Origin of the sequence: Hymenobacter sp. (assembly GCF_036388155.1) — a bacterium.
GTDB lineage: Bacteria > Bacteroidota > Bacteroidia > Cytophagales > Hymenobacteraceae > Hymenobacter.
Genome location: NZ_DASVSI010000062.1, coordinates 1 through 18,817, shown reverse-complemented (window position 1 = coordinate 18,817; position 18,817 = coordinate 1). Strand labels below are relative to the sequence as shown.

The following is an 18,817-nucleotide window of genomic DNA, read 5'->3' as shown; positions in this document are numbered from 1 at the left end:
ATGCCGCCCCCCTGGGGCTTTGCCGTGCTTAACTGCCGGATGGTCTACCGACATGCCCCCCCTGGGACTCACCGGGGTACTCCGCAACTTGGGTTAATAATAAGCTGTTTATATACATAGTAGGCCTTTTGGGCGCCACGTTATGCCTCTTCATTGTTTGCGGTACCAGAGTACCGCGTTGCAGTCGTTCTCTACCCAGGCGCTTGAGGCTCTATTGAGTCAGGCCCGAGTGTACAATGCGGCCCATCACATCAGCGGCATGTTGCTGTACCGGGACGGCAAGTTTATGCAAGTGCTGGAGGGAGAAGAAACCGCGTTGTGGCTGCTGTACAGCAAGATTTTGCACGACCCACGCCACACCGACATCGTGATGCTGGCCGACGAGCCCTTGCCCCAGCGGGGCTTTGCCGCCTGGTCCATGGCCTACCGCCACTAGGGCTGCACCAAGCAAGCCGGGTGCGTGCATTGTAGCGCGGGCTCGCGTGGCTCGGGCAATATAATTTTCCGGAGATTAAACACTGGCAAGGCTGGCGCCCAGGGCATGTTTGTTCCCTCAAAGGTGACTAATTTACTAAAATGGGAAAAATTAGAAGAGTCATATTCCATAATTTGGAAAATATGACAAATGGTGATACAAATCAATGTAAAAAGTGACGTAGGTCATTTTTATTGGCATGGGTAAGAGCTGAGATTTGTAATAGGAAAATGGCTCTGAAAAAGAATAATACGTCAATAACGTGTTTTATGAGCTAGATTTTACTTCAGCTTATAAATATGAGCCTCCCCGTTGCCGCTAAGAAACCGCTCAAGCGAAGAGTGGGCAGCACGCAAATTATCACTGAAAGCCAATCCCTTGATTTCTCTTGTGTTACGCACATTAAAATTCAAAAAGTACTAAAGCAGGCGCTCACCCAATTACCAGCTTTGACCACCGTGGCAGTGGTGGACGTCGCAACAGGAAATTGTATGGCACACTTCAGCCGCTTACGGAATTTCGACTCCATCGCAGTTGCTGCCCACCATGCCGAAACGGTGCGCCAGCAACAACAGGCCTTGGCCGCGCTGCACCTGCGCGGCGAACGGCTGGAAGACATCCTCATCTCTTTTCGAAAACAACTTACGCTGCTACGCCTATCCAAAAACGGCCAGTGGTTCGTGTATCTGGCCGTCAAAGCCCAGGACACCAGCTTGGCATTGGCCCGTGAAGTATTGAAACCCATCGTTGCCTAATCCCTCATTCATTTCCATCATCACCTTTATTTTTTGCCCTTATCATGGCTTACTCAACGAATTCCCCCGCTGGCAAAGTAGTACAAGACGTAATGAACGACCTGCCCGGCCTGGTAGCCGTGGCGGTGGTGGACATCACCTCGGGCATGGCCCTGGCGTCGCATTCCAACTCGCCGAGCCTAAACCCCGAGACGGCCGCCGCTTACAACACCGAAGTGGTGAAGCAGAAGCAAAAAGCCATGTCCGCCCTCAAACTCAACGGCGAGAACATTGAGGACATCCTCATCACGCTGACGAGCCAGCTGCACCTCATCAAACTGGCGGGCAACAAGTTCATCTACCTGGTGGTGAACTCGCGCGAAACCAACCTGGCTATTGCCCGCGAAGTGCTGCGCGCCAGCGCCGACCAGCTCAACTAATTAGGTTTCGGCGGCGTCCGCGCCGCTTTACTGCCAAACTGCCCGTGCGCCGCGCCATCTGGCGGGCGCTGGGAGCAAGCCGGGAAGGCCCCGCCCGCGCATTATGAAAATACCCTTTCTCAAGCAGTTGCAGCGCTTGACGGGGCCGGCCGCCAACGAAGTAGTGCTGGCGACCACCGGCCCGGAAAGCGCCGCCATCGAGCACGCCATCCGGCACTTGCTGGCCGAGCTGCCCGACTTGCTGATGGCCGCGGTAGTGGACGTGGCCAGCGGAAAACCATTGGCCACTTACACCGCCGACGTGGCCCTGCGGCCCGGCACGGTGGCCGGCTTCAACGCCGAAGCAGTGCGCCAGGTGCGGGCCGCGCTGGTCGCCCAGGGCACGCCGCAGGAACAGGTAGAGGAAATGCTGTTCACGCTGCCTTCCCAACTGCATTTGTTGCGCCTGGCGCCCAGCGGCCGCATGTTCGTGTACCTCGCCGTAGACCGCCGCGACACCAACCTGGGCATTGCCCGCGAGGTGATGCGGGGCGGCATGCAGCGGCTGGAGCCGTCGGCGGCCGAATAGCTCAGTTCAGTTAGGCCCGTGGCTGGCCGGTCAAGCCACACTATCCATTTTTCACCCTTTTTTCTCACACCCATGAAGCTTACGGCTACTCCCTTTGACCCGCAGACCGGCGAATTGTTGCCGGTGTACCGCGACGCCTACCTGCGCGGCGACCTGGCTCGCTCGTCGGCCCGCGCCGTGGAAGACTACCTCCGCAAGGATGCCGCGCAGGCCCACACCACCGTGACGCGCTGGCACGAAATGTCTACCCAGGACGCCGCCGCGCCCACCACGTGGGTGCAGAAGCAGTTGCTCTTCATTCGGGAGCAGCCGCAGCGTTTCCGCCGCCGGGCCTTTTCGATGGTGGGCATGGCCGCCCTGGTGGCCGGCGTATCGATGGCCGGTACCCGCCTGCCCTCGCACAACCGCCCCGCCGTGCCGGTTTCCATGCCCGAAATGGCCGTGGTCGAAGCCGCTAGCGCCGCTGCCACCGAAGCCAGTACCATGCGCATGGTCACGCTGAGCGGCCGCATCCTGGACGAAGCCGGCAACCCGCTGGTGGGCGCCACCGTGCTGCGCAAAGGCACTGGCCTGGGCGCCAGCACCGACGCCACCGGCCACTACACCCTGCGCGTGCCCGCCGCCCTGGCGGCCTCGACCACGCTGCAATACGGCTACGCCGGCTACCAGGACCAAGAGCTGAGCGCCGGCGAAACCAGCGCCCAAGGCGTGACCCTGCAGCGCAAAGCCGCCAAGCGCAAGCACTGGCTGTTTTTCTAACCCTAGGTTTCAGTTGCCTATCCGTGTTATCCTATAGTGAAAGCGAGGACCTACCGTAAGCACGTTGCGAATAAACTCAAAAAATCTTCTTTATTACATCCCTCTTCTTTAGCCGATATGGCCTACTCTAAAAACAGTCCTGCTGGAAAAGCAGTCGACGGAATCCTCAACGATTTGCCCAGCCTGTTGGCCGTAGCGGTGGTCGACGTCACCTCGGGCATGGCCCTGGCGTCGCATTCCAACTCGCCGAGCCTGAACCCTGAGACGGCCGCCGCTTACAACACCGAAGTGGTGAAGCAGAAGCAAAAAGCCATGTCCGCCCTCAAGCTCACGGGGGAGAAAATCGAGGATATTCTCATCACGCTTTCCAACCAGCTGCACCTCATCAAGCTGAATGCAGCCGGCAACAAGTTCATCTACTTGGCCGTGAACGCCCGCGAAACCAACCTGGCCATTGCCCGCGAGGTGGTGCGTGCCCACGCCGACGAAATTAACTAAGGCCGGAAGGCACTATTATTATGCAAAAAAGGCCCATCCATTGTTGGACGGGCCTTTTTTGTTGTCAGAGAACGGGAGTAGCGAAGCGGAATTACTCCGGTGACACCTGCGGCTCATCATCGGGCACGAGGTCGTCGAACAGCGAATCATCGGCCTCTGACTCTTCGGGAGCGAAGCGGGTTTTGAAGCGGGCGTACAGCGCGTTCATGCCCAGCAGCAGCAGGCCCATGAGGATGAAAACGATGGCCCGCGTGATGGTGCCGCTCCGGCTGAGGTCGAAGAACACGAGCCGCACCAAGCAGGCCAACATGCCGGCCAGCGAGAGGTAGCGCAGGTCCTGCCGCCGCAACAGCAAGCTGGTGCTGAACACGGCCACCACTTCCAGCATCAGCAGCACGGTCAGCACCGAGCGGCCGAAGGACTGGATGAGCAGCAGCGAGAGCGCCAGGAAAGCGGGGTAGAGCAGCCAGGCTTCGAGCACCCGGCGCGGGGGACGCGCCAAGGCATTCCAGGCCGGCGAAAGGCCGGTAAACGAGGCATCGTCCTGCGCGAGGGCCAGCCAGACGTAGCCGAACAGCAGCGCCACCGCCGCGCTGCTTTCCCACCATTCGGGGCTGAGCAGCTGGGCGGGGCTGATGGCGAACAGGCAAACCACGCCGGCCGTGCCGGCCGCCAACCAGTAGTAGAGGCGGCTGTAGGCGCCCAGCCGCCGAAATCGCAGCGGCACGCGAGCCGCCACGTACCCCAGCCCCACGGCCGCCGCGGCCCACAGCAGCGGCAGCCACGACGTGCGCACGTTGTGCCCCAGCGTGGCCGAGCCAAACAGCAGCGCGGCTTCGGGCAGCCACGGCTGCAGCCGGCGCCAGGAATTGTACACCGGCGCCGTGGCGGGTGGGCGCACGCTGGCCCAGGTAGCCAGCAGTGCAAAGAGCAGCGCCGCCGTGTAGTACTCAGCCGGCTGGCCGAAGAATCGTTCGGCGCGCGTGAGCAGCCACAGATGCGTCAGGAAACTGCCGCTGAGCAGCCAATAGCCCAGGTGCAGCAGGTAGCGGTCGGGCTGGCCGGCCCGCAGCACGGCGGCGGTGTGGGGCAGTGCCTTGCGCCAGGCCAGCGCTCCCAGGAAGGCGGCTGCGGCCAGGCTCAGCAGGCCCAGCGAGAAGTAGGCCACGTGCCCGGCGGGCACGGCTGCCACCAGCGCCACCACGCCATGAGCGCCCAGTAGGTACACCCAGGGCCAGCGCACGAACCGCTCGCCGGCCGCCCACCACGAGGTGAGCAGGCCCGCCGCGGGCACGGCCAGCGTGGGCAGCAGGTAGAGCAGCACGTAGCCGGGGCTGAATGCCTGCCCGCGGGCAGGCGTCAGGACGTGGCCCCACTGCAGCAGGAGGTAGCCGGTGCCGGCCAGTATCACCCCCGCCCATACGCCCGGCAGCGACGTCCGCGCCCGGAGCCAAAGCAGGCCACCCAGCATCCCTACCATGGCCCAAGCGGCCCATGGCATCTGGTACAACAGTGTGCCCGCCCCTAGTAGCAGCCAGCCAACCGCCACCCCCAATATGGAGAGCTGCCACGTGCCACCCAGGCGTAGCAGGCCGTATTCCTCCGCTTCGGCCGCGCGTGGCCAGAATAGCCGCCGCGCTTGGTAGGCCGCTGTGAGCAGGCTTGCCGCGGCCAGCAGTCCGGCACGGCTCAACGACTCGAGGGTTCCGGGCCATAGGCTGCGCACCAGTAGCGGCAACACCAGCGCTTGCAGCACCAGCAGGTAGGTTTGAGCATGCAGCAGCTCGTCTTCGTCGCGGCCCGTGAGAAGCAAGGCCAATAGCAGGTTTTCGGCATAAAGCAGGGTGAACACGGCCGGCCAGCTCAGGCCAATTTCGTGCAGCCCAAACACGGCCAACACGGTGAAAAACTGCCCCAGCACCAGTTGCTGGCGCCGCACCCAAGCTGGCAACTGGTTTTTGGTGTGCACCCAGGTGGCCAGGGCCACCGAGGCGCCGGCCAACAGCAACAGCCCCCCCAGTACCAAAGGAGCCGGCGCGTTGTACCACGCAAATAAGGAGCGGCCCAGCAGCAACCCTACTCCGGCCAGCAGCAAGCCCGCCAGCGCCGCAAAGCCGCCCAGCAAATCGTAAGCAACTTTGTTGGCTTCGCCTTCGCCCGAAGGGTCAGTTGATTTTCTGGCGGTCAGTTGTTGGTAAGTCAGCTGGGCGAAGGCAATTCCGGCCCAACCGGCTAAGGCCAGCACCAGGGCGTTGCGGTAAAGCACCGTCGGGGCTGGAACCCCGTCTTGGCTACCCGTCACGAGGAGCAGGCTGGTGCCCGTGAAAAAGGCACCAGCTAGCGTGAGGTGGTAGAGCAGGCCTTCGCCTCGGCGAACTGCCAACAGGGCAATGGCCAGGTTTTCGGCGTAAAGCAGCCCCAGCACCAGCGGCCAGCTCAAGCCGGTTTCGTGCAAGCCGAAGATGGCCACCGTCGCGAAGCCTTGGGCCAGCACCAACTGCTGCTGCCGCACCCAGCCCGGCACCAGCTTCGAGGCCCGCAGCCAAGTGGCCAACCCCAAAGCGGCCGCGGCCAGCCCCAGCAGCGCGCCAACCAGCGCCCACACCGGCGCCTGCTCCCAGCCGAAAACCACCCGCGCCAACAGCACCCCAGTGCCCACTTGCAGCAAGCCCGCCAAGCCGGCGAGGCCCCCAAGCAAGTTGAAGTCCGTCTTGGTGGTGGCCGGCGCGGTTGCAGCGTCAGCAGTGGCCCAGGCCGCCAGCAGCCGGTGAGCGGGCCGTAGGAACAGGATGCCTGCCCAGCCCGCCAGCGCCAGCCAGAGAGCGTCTCGGTAGAGCGTGGCCGGCAAGCCAGAGCTCACTTTGCCGCCGGCCACCACGAGCAAACTGATTCCCGCCACGTAAGCGCCGGCTAAGCTGAGGCGGTGCATCAGGCCTTCGCGCTGCCGGGCCGTAACCAAGGCCACCAGCAGGTGCTCCGCATAAAGCATCAGGTACACCACGGGCCAGCCTAGCCCCATTTCATGCAGCCCAAGCACCGCCAGCAATGCAAAGAATTGACCTAATACCAGTTGTTGTTGCCGCACCCAGGTGGGGGTGAGCGTAGCGCGGCGCAACCAAGCCGCCAGGCCTACGGACATGGCCGCCAAGCTTACCAAGGCCACGAGCAGCAAACCCACCGGCTGCCCAGCCCAGCCGAAAAGCACGCGCGCCAGCACCAGCCCGGCACCGGCTTGCAGCAGCCCCGCTAGGCCCGCAAATCCGCCCAACCAGTCAAAATCAGGTTGGCTGCTACTTGGCAGAAAGGATTGGGTGGTTGGTGTGGCTTTGGCCCGCGCAGCCAGCTGCCGCTGAGCTGCGTGAATGAAGAAAATGCCCGCCCAGCCCGCCAGGGCCAGCCACAATGCATCCCGGTAAAGCACCGAGGGCAATGCGGTGCTCACCTTGGCGCCGGCCAGCAGCAGCAGGCTGAGGCCGGCCACGTACCCACCTGCGAGGGCAATGCGGTAGAGCAAGTCCTCGTGCTTGCGGGCCATAACCAGGGCCACCAGCAGGTTTTCGAGGTAGAGCAGCACCGTGATGACGGGCCAGCCCAGGCCTAATTCATGCAAGCCAAACACAGCCAGTACGGCAAAGAATTGACCCAGCAGCAACTGCTGCTGGCGTACCCAGCCAGGCATCAGAGACGAAGTGCGCAGCCACGCGGCCAAACCTACCGAAATGGCTGCCAGGCTCAGCAGTGCCGCCAGCAGGAGGGCCGCAGGTACGTCCTGCCAGGCAAACAGCGCCCGTGCTAGCACCAGTCCGGCCCCCACTTGCAGCAGCCCCGCCAAACCAGCGAAGCCACTGAGCCAGTCCCGCTCGGTTTTATCAGTGCCAAACGAGCTGCCCATCGGGGCTGTGGGTTCGGCGGCGCCCAGCAACCGGGACAGCTGTTGCAGAACCAGATGCGTGAAAAATAGCCCCGCCCAGCCAGCTAAGGTTAACACGAAAGCATTGCGGTACAGCCCCGGCGGCAGGCCATGGCTTGCCTGGAAGCCGACTACCAGCAGCAAGCCAGTGCCCGAGAGGTAAGCGCCCGTGAGGGCCACGTGGTACGACAAGGTCTCGCGCTGCCGCGCCAGCAGCAGGGCCGCCAGCAGGTTTTCGGCGTAGAGAATGCCCAGCAGAACGGGCCAGTTGAGGCCGGTTTCGTGCAGGCCGAACACGGCTAGCACAGCAAAGTACTGACCCAGCAACAGCTGCTGTTGCCGCACCCAGCCGGGCGCCTGCTGCGCCGTGCGAACCCAGAGCGCCAGACCCACGGAAGCAGCCGCCAGCCCCAGCAGCGCCACCAGGAGCAGCGGCACCGGTTGCGACTCCCAACCAAACAGCGCCCGAGCCAGAAGTAGTCCCGCCCCAGCTTGCAGCACTCCGCAGATGCCGGCGTACCCATTCAGCAGCTCGCGGTGGACTTTATTGGCCAGGGTGGGCCCACCGGCCAGCAGCGGCTGGCGGTAAATGAGCTGCACAAAGGCCAGGCCAGCCCAGCCCGCCAGGGCCAGCACCAGGGCGTCGCGGTAGAGGTCGGCGGGCAGGTGGTTGGCGCGGCTGGCGGCTGCCAGCAGCAGGCCCACGCCGGCGAGCGAGGCCACCGTCAGGGCCACGCGGTACACCAGCACTTCCCGCTGCCGGGCCATGACGAGGGTAATGAGCAGCGCCTCGAGCAGCATAAACAGCAGAACAACCGGCGGCGAGGCATGCCAGCCTTGCAGCGAAAACGCCGTGGCCAAAGCCAGAATCAGCGAAATGATGGTGTCGGTTTGAAACAGCCAGCCAATGCCGAGCTGCTTGGCCCGCCGCCCGGCCCAGAACGTGAGCAGCGCGCCCAAGGCCAGCGGAATGGTTTTCCAGACGGAGCCCGTGCTGTGCAGATACAAGCTGATGCCCAGCGTGGTCCAGTTCAGGAGGTGGGCCGCAAACAGCAGCGGCTCAAATTGCCGCTTGGCGTACACGCTGCGGTATTGCACCAAGGCGGCAGCCACGCCCACCAGCAGCACCAGCGCCATGGCCGTGAGGCGCACGGTGTTGGACGTGGCTGCCAATTCCTGGTGCCAATACAGATGAAACGCGAAGAAGCTGGCGATGCTCAGCAGCAGCTGGTATTTCCACAGCTGCCGGTAAGTGATGGCGATGCTAAAAGCCGTGACGCCCGCCGCCGCGGCCAGCGTGAGGACGGAGGGCGGCAGCACTGCCAGCGCCACCAAACTCAGCACGCCGTGCAGCGTGGCCACCGCCTCGCGGCTGGAGCGCCAGGCCAGGAAAAGGTTGGCACACACGCCGGCCAGCAACAACAGGTACTCAAAGGGCGGCGTGGCCCAGCGCAAGCCGTCAATGCTGACCGAACCCACGCAGGCAAACAGAAAAATGGCCGCCGCGCTGCTCAGCAGCCAGGTGTTCAATTGCTGGGCAAAGGCCTTCTCGCGCAACGCGAACCGGGCGCCCAGCAACCCCATCGCAAACCCACAAATCAGCAGGAACCGATGGGGCGGGGCCAGGCGCAGGGCTGCGTAAATGCCCAAAAAGCCGACCCCCGTGACCAAGACCACGGCCCCGAGAATACCGGTCCAGTTTTCGAGCAGTACGGTGGATAGTTTGTCCCACCAGTCGGGCCCGGCCGGGACCGGGGCGGGCATGGGCCGGCGCGGCGGCGGAGGGGTGGGGGGCGTAACGGGTGGCCGCCGCGCCGGGGCCGGGGTTGGGGCAGCCACCGGTTGCGGCACTGGGGTCGGCTTCGGCGTTGGAACGGGTACCGGGGCGGGTGTTGGAGCTGGCGTGGGTGCGGCCACTGGCGGGGCAGGAATGGGCGCAGCAGCAGGCTTCTCGGCCGGGGCGGGTGGTGCTGGCGGCACCGGTACGGCGGCCGGTGGAACTGCCGCAACCGATGCTGCAACCGGTGCTTCGACTGGTACTGGAGGAGTGGGCCGGGCCACTTCTGGCACCGCTGCTAAGGCTGGGGGCGCAACAGGCGGCACCACCGGCGTCGGTGCAGGCGGAGTTACTACTGCGATTACGGGCGGCGCCACTGGCGTACTCACTGGCACCACCACGGGCGCTACAACGGGGCTGGCCACAACGGGCGCAACGCTCACCGGCGCAGCCTCAACCGGTGCAACGGCGACCGGGGAGAGGGGCGGAGACGCCAAGGCGGCATCGCGCAGCATGGCCAGCTGGTCGCGCAGGCGGTGCAGCTCGGCCCGCATTTCTTCCTGGATTTTGTGGCGACGGTCTACCTCGGACTGTAAGGCCGCCAGCTTTTTGGGCAAATCCCAGACCCGAGAGGCCAGGACGACGGCGATGATGAGGGCAACCACGGGGGCTTCCATGCGCAAGGCAAGTGTACGGGGTGGATGAAGTCACGCCGCGGGGGCGTGCAAACGTCGTCGGAGCAGGAAGAGGAGTAGAAATAGAAAGCGGCAGTTAGAGCGGTGAGCGACGAATATTTTTTATTGAATAGCTCGTTACCTCGGCGGGCTCGACGCCGTTAAACTGTGCACACCCATATTTTATTATGAAAGCATCCAAGTCTTTCCACCGTCCGGCCAAATTCTGGCCCGTCCTGGGTTTTGCCACGCTGGCGGGCATGCGGAGCATGAGCGCGCCGGCTTTTGCCAGCCACTATCTCTCGCGCCAGCCCCACACCGGCCTGGCGGGTTCGTCGCTGCGCTTTCTGCAAAAGCCCTTCACCGCCGGCCTGCTGAAGGTGGCGGCGGCCGGGGAGATAATTGCCGACAAACTGCCCGGCACGCCCAACCGCATTGCCCCCGAGGTGATGGCGGGCCGGCTGCTGTCGGGCGCCGTGGTGGGCGCGGCCTGGTACAAGTCGCGCCACGGCAGCGCGCTGGGCGGCGGGCTGCTGGGGGCCGCCGTGGCCTTTGCGTCCACCATCGTGAGCTATGCCTTCCGCACGGGCATCAGCGAGAAATTTGGGGTGCCCGTTGCGCTGGTGGGCGTAGGCGAGGATGCGCTGGTGCTGGCCGGCGGCGCGGCTTTGCTCCGTGGCCAGCGCCCGGCCGCTGCTGAGTGGCACCCCATGTAAGAGCAGTAGCGCGGACTTTTAGTCCGCGGCCGTGCGGGCAATGTCCAAGGCTCTAGGGCGCGGACTAAAAGTCCACGCTACTTACTGCAGCGACAGCGGGTTTGGCGTCATGCGGTGCTCAAACATGGTGCCGATGCTGTGGGCGCGGGCTTTGGCATCCTCCGCTTTGGGGCCAATGAATAGCTCATCGACGCTAGCGCAGAACAAAGCCAGCCACTGGCGGAAATGCTCGGCCCGGATGGGCAGCGGGAAGTGCTTGGCCATCGGGCGCCCCTTGTAGCGGCTGGTGCCTAGCAGAACACTGCTCCAAAAATCGTACATAGTGGCAGGTGCGTGGCCCAGTCCACCTGCGCCACGTCGTTGAAAACGGGGCGCAGCAGGGCGTCCTCATTCACCCGAGCGTAGAAGGTATCCACCAGCTTGACGATGTCGGCTTCGGTGCTTAGGTCGGAAAGTGGGGGAGCTTCCATCGGAAAGGATTACGCTTTTATGACTGCTTCGGGTGTGGTGGCGGGGACGTTGGGTTTGCGGCGTCCGCCCAACACCACCAGCACTACTGCCAGCACAATGAGCGCCGCGCCGCCCAGCATTTGGGGGTTCAATACTTCGCCGGCAAACGCCCAGCCCAGCAGCACCGCCACCACGGGGTTGACAAACGCGTACGTGCCGGCCAACGCGGGCTCTACCACGCGCAGCAGCCAGATGTAGGCCGTGAAAGCCACAATGGACCCAAAGGTGACCAGGTACGCATAAGCCATCCAGGACTTGGCCGTGATTTGCGCAAACTCGAACCCCGTGGCCTCGCCCTTCACCAGGCCCGCTACGAACATGGCGATGCCGCCGCACAGCATCTGCATGCCGCCCGAGATAAAGGGCGAGGACGCCGGCCGGTGGTTTTTCGCATACAGCGAGCCGATGGACCACACCAGCGAGGCCAGGAGCACCGCAAACACCCCCAGGCCCGTGTGGCCCGGCTCTTTCACGGCTGCCGCTTTGGTGTGCGCCACCAGCAGGTACATGCCCGCCATGCCAGCGCCCAGCCCCAGCGTCACCCACTTGGTGGGCCGCGGCGAGAGGCCGCTCAGCCACCCCAGCACCGCCAGAAACATGGGCACCGTGGCCACCAGCAGCGCCGTGATGCTGCTCGGCAGGTACACCACGCCCATCGTGGTGCCGCCGTTGCCGAAGCCCAGCAGGCAAAGCCCGATGATGGCCGCAAACCCCCAACCTTTCCAGGTGGGCCGGGGCTCGCCGCTCCACCGCATCACCAGGTACAGCAGCCCGCCGGCCAGCGCGTAGCGCGTGCCGGCCATGAGCAGCGGCGGCATGGTGGCCACGGCGAACTTCATCACCACATAAGTGGACCCCCAAATAAGATAAACCAGTAGGAAAGCCGTGAGCAGTGCCACCCGTGAAGGCGGGCTGATAGCAGTATCGGACATGTAAGTCGAAAGCGGATGGGAAAAGCCCGTAGCTGGGCGGGCAATGGCAGAAGGCTGGCGCTGAGCGGTGGCGCGGAGTTGTTGCGCCCAGGCCACCATGAGCGGTAAGAGCGAGCGCCCCGACAAAATTAGGGCGCAGCCCTGGGGTTGCGCCACCAGTCGGCCCTGAACCGGCTCAAACGCCACGAGGCCAGCAGAAACTAATAGCGGTTTGGCGCTGGATGCAGGTCGTTTCCGGCGCGCTAATGCGGTATTCAGAAGGCGGGGCAACCAGTCAAGCATAAGAAAGTTGTTGGTAACCGTCTATAAATTGATAAAATATCAAAAAAGCATATTTTTAAAAAATTACCCTATTTTGATATGGCATATTTGTAAAAATTACTATACATTTGAAAAGTTGACATATTAAACGAAGGGGGTATAGTAAAAATATATACTACAAAGCAGGAGATAGGCACTAGAAATAGCAGGCACAGAATTTCAACAAATCGAACTGGTTTTCTTTTTTAAACACCATTTACGCACCTGAGCCCTATGAAAAAACTACTACCGACGCTCCTATTAGGCGTTTCTGGCTTTGCCGCCAATGCCCAGACCGATTCCACCGACACGGGCAAGCTGACCGTGTCGGGCTACATCGACACCTACTACCTCACGGCGCTGAACCGGCCCCAATCGGGCAACCTGCTGGGGGTAGACCAACTGGCCGGCCGGGCCTTCGACCGCCTCGCCGACCAGTTTGCGCTGGGCCTGGTGCAGGCCAAGCTGGGGTACTCCAACCGCAAGTCCGACCTGGTGGTGGACCTCACCTTCGGGCCCAACGCCGAACTGGGCAACTTCGGCAACACCACGGGCGCGTTCAACTCCTACCGGCCACAGTCGCCCTACGGCGCGGCGCTCTACGGCACGTCGGCGGCCATCAAGCAGGCGTATTTCACGTACCGGGTCACGCCCAAGCTCAGCTTCACGGCCGGGCAGTTTGGCACGCACATCGGCTACGAAGTCATCGACGCCCCGCTGAATTACCACTACTCGCTGTCGAACCTGTTCAACAACGGGCCTTTTTACCACCTCGGCCTGAAAACGGCCTACGCCTTCAACGACCACACCTCCTTGATGCTGGGCGTGGTCAACAACTGGGACAACCTCACCGACGACAACAAGCAGAAGTCCATCATCGGGCAGTTTTCCTTCAAGCCCCTCAGCACCTGGACGGTGTACGTGAACTGGATTGGCGGCTCGCGCGACGACACCTACCTCAACTCGCTGGTGAGCGCCGGCACGCTGGCGGGCGGGTTTGGCAGCTACAACCGCCAACTCTACGACCTGACGACGACCTACCAGGTCACGCCCAAGTTCGGCCTTGGCCTGAACGCGGCCTACGGCCGCTACAACTTCAGCACCGGTTCGGCGCTGGAGAAAGCGGCCGTCGCCGAAAAGTTTGGCAGCACCACGCCCGACTGGGGCGGCGTGGCCCTCTACACCAACTACGCCATCAATGACGTGGTAGGGGTGGGCGTGCGCTACGAGTACTTCGAGGACAAGAACGCCGTGCGCTACCTCCAAACCAGCAACAACTCGGTCACCGTGACGGCCCCCATCACCCTGGCTGCTACCAAGCTCATCGTGAAGCCGGAGTTCCGCTTCGATGCCTCGCCCGACAAGTACTATGAAAACTCGGTGGGTACTGGCCGCAAGACCCAAAGCACGCTGGGCGTGGCCTTCATCTACAAATACTAGCCGGCGGATGGGTGGCTTCTTTTCTCCCCCGCTGGGTGCGGCGCGCCCGCTGGTGTGCTTGCTCGCGTGCTTGCTCGCGTGCTGGCTGGCCGCGTTGGAGGCCCGGGCGCAGGCCTTGCCGCTCGACGAGCGGGGCAAAGTGGGCTTTGCCGCCGTGGTCCGGGCCGACTCGCTGCAGGCGGGCTTGCTCTACGCCCACGCCAAGAGCTGGCTGCAGCGGCGCGGCTACCAGCTGGCCGAAGCCGACTCGGTGGCCGGCCGGCTGGTGGCCGCCCACGCCTTCGGGGTGTACGACCGGGGCTACCTCACCAAGCGGCTGCACGGCAAGGTGCACTACCGACTCACGGTGGAAGTGAAAAACGGCCGCTACCGCTCGCAGTTCACCGATTTTTCCTTCGCCTACCACCAGCCCGACCGCAACGCCCTGCCGCAGCCCACCGGCAAAACCAAGCCGCTGGAAGACGCCACGGCCCCCGGCTGGCAAAAGCTCTGGGAAACCCATCGCCAGGACACGGCCCTCACCGTGACCACTCTGGCCGAGGAGCTTAAAACCGCCATGCTTGCCGTGCCCAAGCCGGTAGCGCCTGCGCCGCGCGGCACCGATTGGTAAGAATTTAACGGTTAATGATTGGTGGTTAATGATTAATGATAAGGGGCAGGCCGAATAACGACGCGGCATTACCGCGTTGCCGGCCACATAAACGCAAACCATTTGCCACTAACCACTAACCACCACTCACTAACCACCACTCACTGACCATTAATCACTAATCATTCACCACTAACCACTAACACACAAACCTCCTTATGCAAAAGCCCAATTACATACCCGTGTTGCTGCTGCTGGCGCTGGGCCTGATGGCCACGTTTATGCCGGCGCTGCCCACCACCATCGTCACCGAAGGCATCAACAGCGGCGACACCGCCTGGATGCTCTGCGCCACGGCCCTGGTGCTGCTCATGACGCCCGGCCTGGCCTTCTTCTACGGCGGCATGGTGAATACGAAAAACGTGATTTCGACCATGCTGCAGAGCTTCGTGGCCATGGGCATCATCAGCCTGCTGTGGGTGGTGGTGGGCTTTAGCTTGGCCTTTGGCACCTCCATTGGTGGCTTCGTGGGCGACCCGCGCACGTTCTTCCTCTTCCGCGGCGTGTTGGACGGCAAGCCCTGGTCGCTGGCCCCCACCATTCCGCTGATGCTGTTTGCTTTTTTCCAGATGAAGTTCGCCATCATCACCCCGGCCCTCATCACCGGCTCCATCGTGGAGCGCATCAACTTCAAGTCCTACATCGTGTTCATCGTGCTGTTTAGCCTGGTGGTGTATGCCCCGCTGGCGCACTGGGTGTGGCACCCCGAGGGCTTCCTGTTCAAGCTGGGCGTGCTGGACTTTGCCGGCGGCACGGTGGTGCACATGTCGGCGGGCTGGGCGGCCTTGGCCTCGGCCATCTACCTGAAGCCCCGCAAGGCGCACGGCGCCGCCGAGGTGATGCCCCCGGCCAACATTCCGTTTGTGCTGCTGGGCACGGGCCTGCTGTGGTTCGGCTGGTTTGGCTTCAATGCTGGTTCGGCGGTCGCGGCCAATGCACTGGCCGTAAGCGCCTTTGCTACTACTAACGTGGCCGCTTCGGCCGCCGGTCTGGCCTGGATTCTGTTTGACGTGGCGCGGGGCAAGAAGCTCTCGGCCGTGGGCTTCTGCATTGGCGCCGTGGTGGGCCTGGTGGCCATCACGCCGGCTTCGGGCTTCGTGACGGTTCCGGTGAGCATTTTCATCGGCGTGGTGGCCGGCGTCACGAGCAACGCGGTGGCGCACATGCGCTCCAAGTCGCGCCTCGACGACACGCTGGACGTGTTCCCGTGCCACGGCGTGGGCGGCATGGTGGGCTTGCTCATGACGGGCATCTTCGCCAGCAAAGCCGTGAACTCGGCCGCGGTCGACGGCCTGGCGTACGGCGGCACGGCGTTGTTCCTGAAGCACCTGCTGTCGCTGGTGGTTGTGTCGGCCTTCGCCTTCGTGGCCTCGTTTGCGTTGTTGAAACTCACCGACCTCATCACGCCGCTGCGCGTCTCGGAAGAAGAGGAATTGCAGGGCCTCGACATCAGCCAGCACGAAGAAAAGCTGCTGGCGGGCGCGTAAGCGGTTTCGTGGTTTGAGAGTAGAAAGGCCGGGGCATTTGCTCCGGCCTTTCTTTGTTAGGGGAAGCCTGGGTTTGACTGGTAACTGATGTCACGCCAAGAAGTAGCGCGAACTGTGTAGTTCGCGTGCCAGAACGACACCCACATGGCGCGGGCACGCGAACTGCACAGTTCGCGCTACTACTCCTTGCGTATCGGCCGTTGGTAAGTCAACGGAATCAACATTCAGGGCAGCTCATTCAACTGCGCAACCCGTCTCGCTGGCCCATCTTTGCTTCGTGAAATCATCGTCCCTCGTCCTCCTGCTCGGCCTGCTCGCGGGCAGCATTCGCCCCGCCGCGGCCCAACTCCTGCAAGGCAAGCAGGCCTTCACCCGCGCCGACTCGCTGCGCGGCGGCCAAACGCCCCTGCGTACCTGCTACGACCTCAACTATTACCACCTCGACGTGAAGCTGGACCCGGCCAAGCGGTTCATTAGCGGCTCTAACCTGTTCCGGTTCACGGCCGCGCAGGATTTTACGCGCCTGCAATTCGACCTGTTTGCCAACTTGAAGGTGGAAAAGGTACTGTACAAAGGCAAAGAAGTGCCCTTCACGCGCGAAGCCAATGCGGTGTTTGTCACCTTTCCAAAAGCCATTGCCAAAGGCAGCCGGGACGAGTTTACGGTGCAGTACTCGGGCAACCCCATCGTGGCGAAAAAGGCGCCCTGGGACGGCGGCATGGTGTTTACCCAGGATGCTAAGGGCAAGCCCTGGGTGGCCACGGCCTGCCAGGGCGCCGGCGCCAGCATCTGGTGGCCCACCAAAGACCAGCAGGCCGACGAGGTCGACAGCATGCTCATCAGCGTGAGCGTGCCCGACGGCTTGAAGGACATCTCCAACGGCCGCCTGCGCAAAACCACCAAGCTCAAGGGCGGCTACACCCGCTTCGATTGGGCCGTGCGCAACCCCATCAACAACTACGACGTGGCCCTGAACGTGGGCGACTACCAGCACTTCTCCGACCTGTATCAGGGCGAGAAAGGCCCGCTCACGCTCGACTACTGGGTGCTGCCCGAGAACCTCGCCAAGGCCAAAAAACAGTTTGGCGACAACGTGAAGCCCATGTTGAAGTCGATGGAAAACTGGTTTGGCCCCTACCCGTGGTACCAGGACGGCTACAAGCTGGTGGACGCCCCGCACCTGGGCATGGAGCACCAGAGCGCCGTGGCCTACGGCAACAAGTACCAGAACGGCTACTTGGGCAAAGACCGCAGCAACACCGGCTGGGGCGACAAGTGGGACTTCATCATCATCCACGAAAGCGGCCACGAGTGGTTTGGCAACAACATCACCACCAAGGACATTGCCGACATGTGGGTGCACGAAGGCTTCACCTGCTACTCCGAGGCGCTGTTTGTGGAAACCCAGTTCGGCAAAACCGCTGGTCAGGAATACATCCACGGCCAGCGCCGCAACATCCAGAACGACGCGCCCATCATCGGTCCCTACGGTGTGAATCAGGAAGGCTCGGGCGACATGTACGACAAGGGCAGCAACCTGCTGAACATGATTCGCACCGTCATCAACGACGACGCGAAGTGGCGCCAGCTGCTGCGCGGCCTCTCCAGCACCTTCTACCACCAAACCGTGACCGGCCAGCAGGTCATCGACTACTTCAACCGCGAAACCGGCCGGGATTTCACCAAAGTATTCGACCAATACCTGCGCCACGCCAGCTTGCCCACCCTGGAAATCCGCTTCGAGAACAATCAGGCCCTGGCCCGCTGGGTGTCGGAGGTACGCGGCTTTGACCTGCCCGTGCGCCTGCGGCTGAAGGGCGGCGACTACCAGTTTGTGCCCGTCACCACCAAATGGGCACCCATCAAGGAGCTGGCCGGCGCCACCAAGGAGAACCTGGAAGTGGACACCTTCAATTACTACATTGGCGTGCTGGTGGAGTAACCGGCGCCGCCCTTCGCAATGAGCGAACGTATCCCGACCTATCAGCTACAGGCGTTTTCGAGCCACGAGGGCGCGTCTGCGGAAGGGTTCTACTTCCCCGATTATGCCAACCTAGCGAAACCCAAGATTCCGGTGGACCGCCCGTACCGGGGCGACTACTACAAAATCAGCCTGTGCCTGCGCGGTACCGCCGAGCTGAAAGCGAACCTGGAAACCTACGCCGTGGGGCCCAATTGCTTGGTGTTGGCCACGCCGGACGTTATTAAGCAGTGGCTGCACCTCGCCGACGATTACGAAACGCTGTCCATCTTTTTTACCAAGGACTTTATCACGGCCAACAATGCGGCGACCGGGAAGCTCCGTTTTTTCGTCGCGCCGCCCACGTACGTGCTCCAGCTGTCGGCCGCCCAGGCCGAGAACCTGGCGGCTTCCTTCCGCTTCCTGCAGCAGAAATACAACACGCCCAGCGCGGAGCGAGACAACATCCTGAAGAACATTCTCAACAGCTTGCTCTATGAGATTGGCGCCCTCTACGACGAGCAGCTGTCCGCGCCGCTGCCCGCCAGCCGCAGCCGGAGCCAGCAACTAGCCGCCGCTTTCCGGCAGCTGGTGCAGGCGCATTGCGCCACCGCACGCAGCGTCACGTTCTACGCCGCGGCCCTGTGCATCACGCCGAAGCACCTCACCGAGCTGGTGAAAGAAGCCACCGGCCGCACCGCCAGCGACTGGATAGCCGAGGCCGTAGTGCTCGAAGCCAAGGCCCTGCTGCAGAACCCCGCCGTGAGCGTGCAGCAGGTGGCCGCCAGCCTGCATTTTGGCGACCAGTTTGCGTTCAGCCGTTTTTTCAAAACGAGCACCGGCCTTTCGCCCACGGCCTACCGGGCAGGGTAGGACGGTAGGCCGTAGGCCACGTATGCACCGGTCCGACGCCGTAGGCGTCCGACCGGTTGTCGTGAGGGCAGGTTGAACGGAGGTAGTCATGTCAACAACCGGTCGGACGCCTAGG

General features: G+C 62.9%; 16 protein-coding genes. 12 read left to right on the top strand and 4 right to left on the bottom strand.

The features are described from left to right. Nucleotides 1-142: 142 nt before the first annotated feature. The 6 genes from VF629_RS08845 to VF629_RS08820 all read left to right on the top strand — a co-directional run bounded on the left by VF629_RS08845 (nucleotide 143) and on the right by VF629_RS08820 (nucleotide 3,474). On the top strand, nucleotides 143-436 hold the full coding sequence (locus VF629_RS08845) for a BLUF domain-containing protein (protein WP_331058109.1): 294 nt from the start codon (nucleotides 143-145) through the stop codon (nucleotides 434-436). Between the two features lie 338 nt (nucleotides 437-774). Next, nucleotides 775-1,230: a hypothetical protein gene (locus tag VF629_RS08840; protein WP_331058108.1), complete on the top strand. Its 456-nt coding sequence runs from the start codon at nucleotides 775-777 to the stop codon at nucleotides 1,228-1,230. A gap of 44 nt (nucleotides 1,231-1,274) precedes the next feature. After that, a complete protein-coding gene (locus tag VF629_RS08835; protein WP_331058107.1) occupies nucleotides 1,275-1,649 on the top strand; it encodes a hypothetical protein in 375 nt (124 codons plus the stop codon). Nucleotides 1,650-1,752: 103 nt separating this feature from the next. Continuing rightward, the gene (locus VF629_RS08830; protein WP_331058106.1) at nucleotides 1,753-2,217 is read left to right on the top strand and encodes a hypothetical protein; all 465 of its coding nucleotides are present in this window, start codon (nucleotides 1,753-1,755) and stop codon (nucleotides 2,215-2,217) included. Nucleotides 2,218-2,289: 72 nt separating this feature from the next. Then, entirely contained in the window at nucleotides 2,290-2,976 is a 687-nt protein-coding gene (locus VF629_RS08825) for a carboxypeptidase-like regulatory domain-containing protein (RefSeq protein WP_331058105.1), read from the top strand. A 117-nt stretch (nucleotides 2,977-3,093) separates the two neighbouring features. Then, on the top strand, nucleotides 3,094-3,474 hold the full coding sequence (locus tag VF629_RS08820; protein WP_331058104.1) for a hypothetical protein: 381 nt from the start codon (nucleotides 3,094-3,096) through the stop codon (nucleotides 3,472-3,474). A 91-nt stretch (nucleotides 3,475-3,565) separates the two neighbouring features. Here VF629_RS08820 and VF629_RS08815 read toward each other — a convergent pair whose 3' ends face one another. Next, nucleotides 3,566-9,838, bottom strand: a complete 6,273-nt coding sequence (locus tag VF629_RS08815) for a hypothetical protein (protein ID WP_331058103.1) — start codon at nucleotides 9,836-9,838, stop codon at nucleotides 3,566-3,568. Between the two features lie 185 nt (nucleotides 9,839-10,023). Between VF629_RS08815 and VF629_RS08810 the strand changes: the two genes are divergently transcribed. Next, complete coding sequence (locus VF629_RS08810) at nucleotides 10,024-10,551, top strand: DUF4126 family protein (RefSeq protein WP_331058102.1); 528 nt, start codon at nucleotides 10,024-10,026, stop codon at nucleotides 10,549-10,551. Nucleotides 10,552-10,632: 81 nt separating this feature from the next. Here VF629_RS08810 and VF629_RS08805 read toward each other — a convergent pair whose 3' ends face one another. The 3 genes from VF629_RS08805 to VF629_RS08795 are packed head-to-tail and all read right to left on the bottom strand — an operon-like array spanning nucleotide 10,633 to nucleotide 11,993. Then, complete coding sequence (locus VF629_RS08805) at nucleotides 10,633-10,872, bottom strand: group III truncated hemoglobin (protein WP_331058101.1); 240 nt, start codon at nucleotides 10,870-10,872, stop codon at nucleotides 10,633-10,635. Beyond that, nucleotides 10,842-11,021 (bottom strand): hypothetical protein, encoded by a 180-nt coding sequence (locus tag VF629_RS08800; protein WP_331058100.1) that lies wholly within the window; start codon nucleotides 11,019-11,021, stop codon nucleotides 10,842-10,844. Before VF629_RS08800 ends, VF629_RS08805 begins: the two co-directional genes overlap by 31 nt. 9 nt (nucleotides 11,022-11,030) lie before the next feature. Continuing rightward, the gene (locus tag VF629_RS08795) at nucleotides 11,031-11,993 is read right to left on the bottom strand and encodes an EamA family transporter (protein ID WP_331058099.1); all 963 of its coding nucleotides are present in this window, start codon (nucleotides 11,991-11,993) and stop codon (nucleotides 11,031-11,033) included. Nucleotides 11,994-12,527: 534 nt separating this feature from the next. Between VF629_RS08795 and VF629_RS08790 the strand changes: the two genes are divergently transcribed. The 5 genes from VF629_RS08790 (at nucleotide 12,528) to VF629_RS08770 (ending at nucleotide 18,702) form a co-directional block, all read left to right on the top strand. Further along, nucleotides 12,528-13,733 (top strand): outer membrane beta-barrel protein, encoded by a 1,206-nt coding sequence (locus VF629_RS08790; protein ID WP_331058098.1) that lies wholly within the window; start codon nucleotides 12,528-12,530, stop codon nucleotides 13,731-13,733. A 7-nt stretch (nucleotides 13,734-13,740) separates the two neighbouring features. Then, on the top strand, nucleotides 13,741-14,343 hold the full coding sequence (locus VF629_RS08785) for a DUF4468 domain-containing protein (RefSeq protein WP_331058097.1): 603 nt from the start codon (nucleotides 13,741-13,743) through the stop codon (nucleotides 14,341-14,343). Between the two features lie 197 nt (nucleotides 14,344-14,540). Further along, on the top strand, nucleotides 14,541-15,869 hold the full coding sequence (locus VF629_RS08780; protein WP_331058096.1) for an ammonium transporter: 1,329 nt from the start codon (nucleotides 14,541-14,543) through the stop codon (nucleotides 15,867-15,869). Between the two features lie 277 nt (nucleotides 15,870-16,146). Continuing rightward, the gene (locus VF629_RS08775) at nucleotides 16,147-17,811 is read left to right on the top strand and encodes a M1 family metallopeptidase (protein WP_331058095.1); all 1,665 of its coding nucleotides are present in this window, start codon (nucleotides 16,147-16,149) and stop codon (nucleotides 17,809-17,811) included. 18 nt (nucleotides 17,812-17,829) lie between these two features. Then, entirely contained in the window at nucleotides 17,830-18,702 is an 873-nt protein-coding gene (locus VF629_RS08770) for a helix-turn-helix transcriptional regulator (RefSeq protein WP_331058094.1), read from the top strand. The last annotated feature ends 115 nt before the right edge of the window (nucleotides 18,703-18,817 follow it).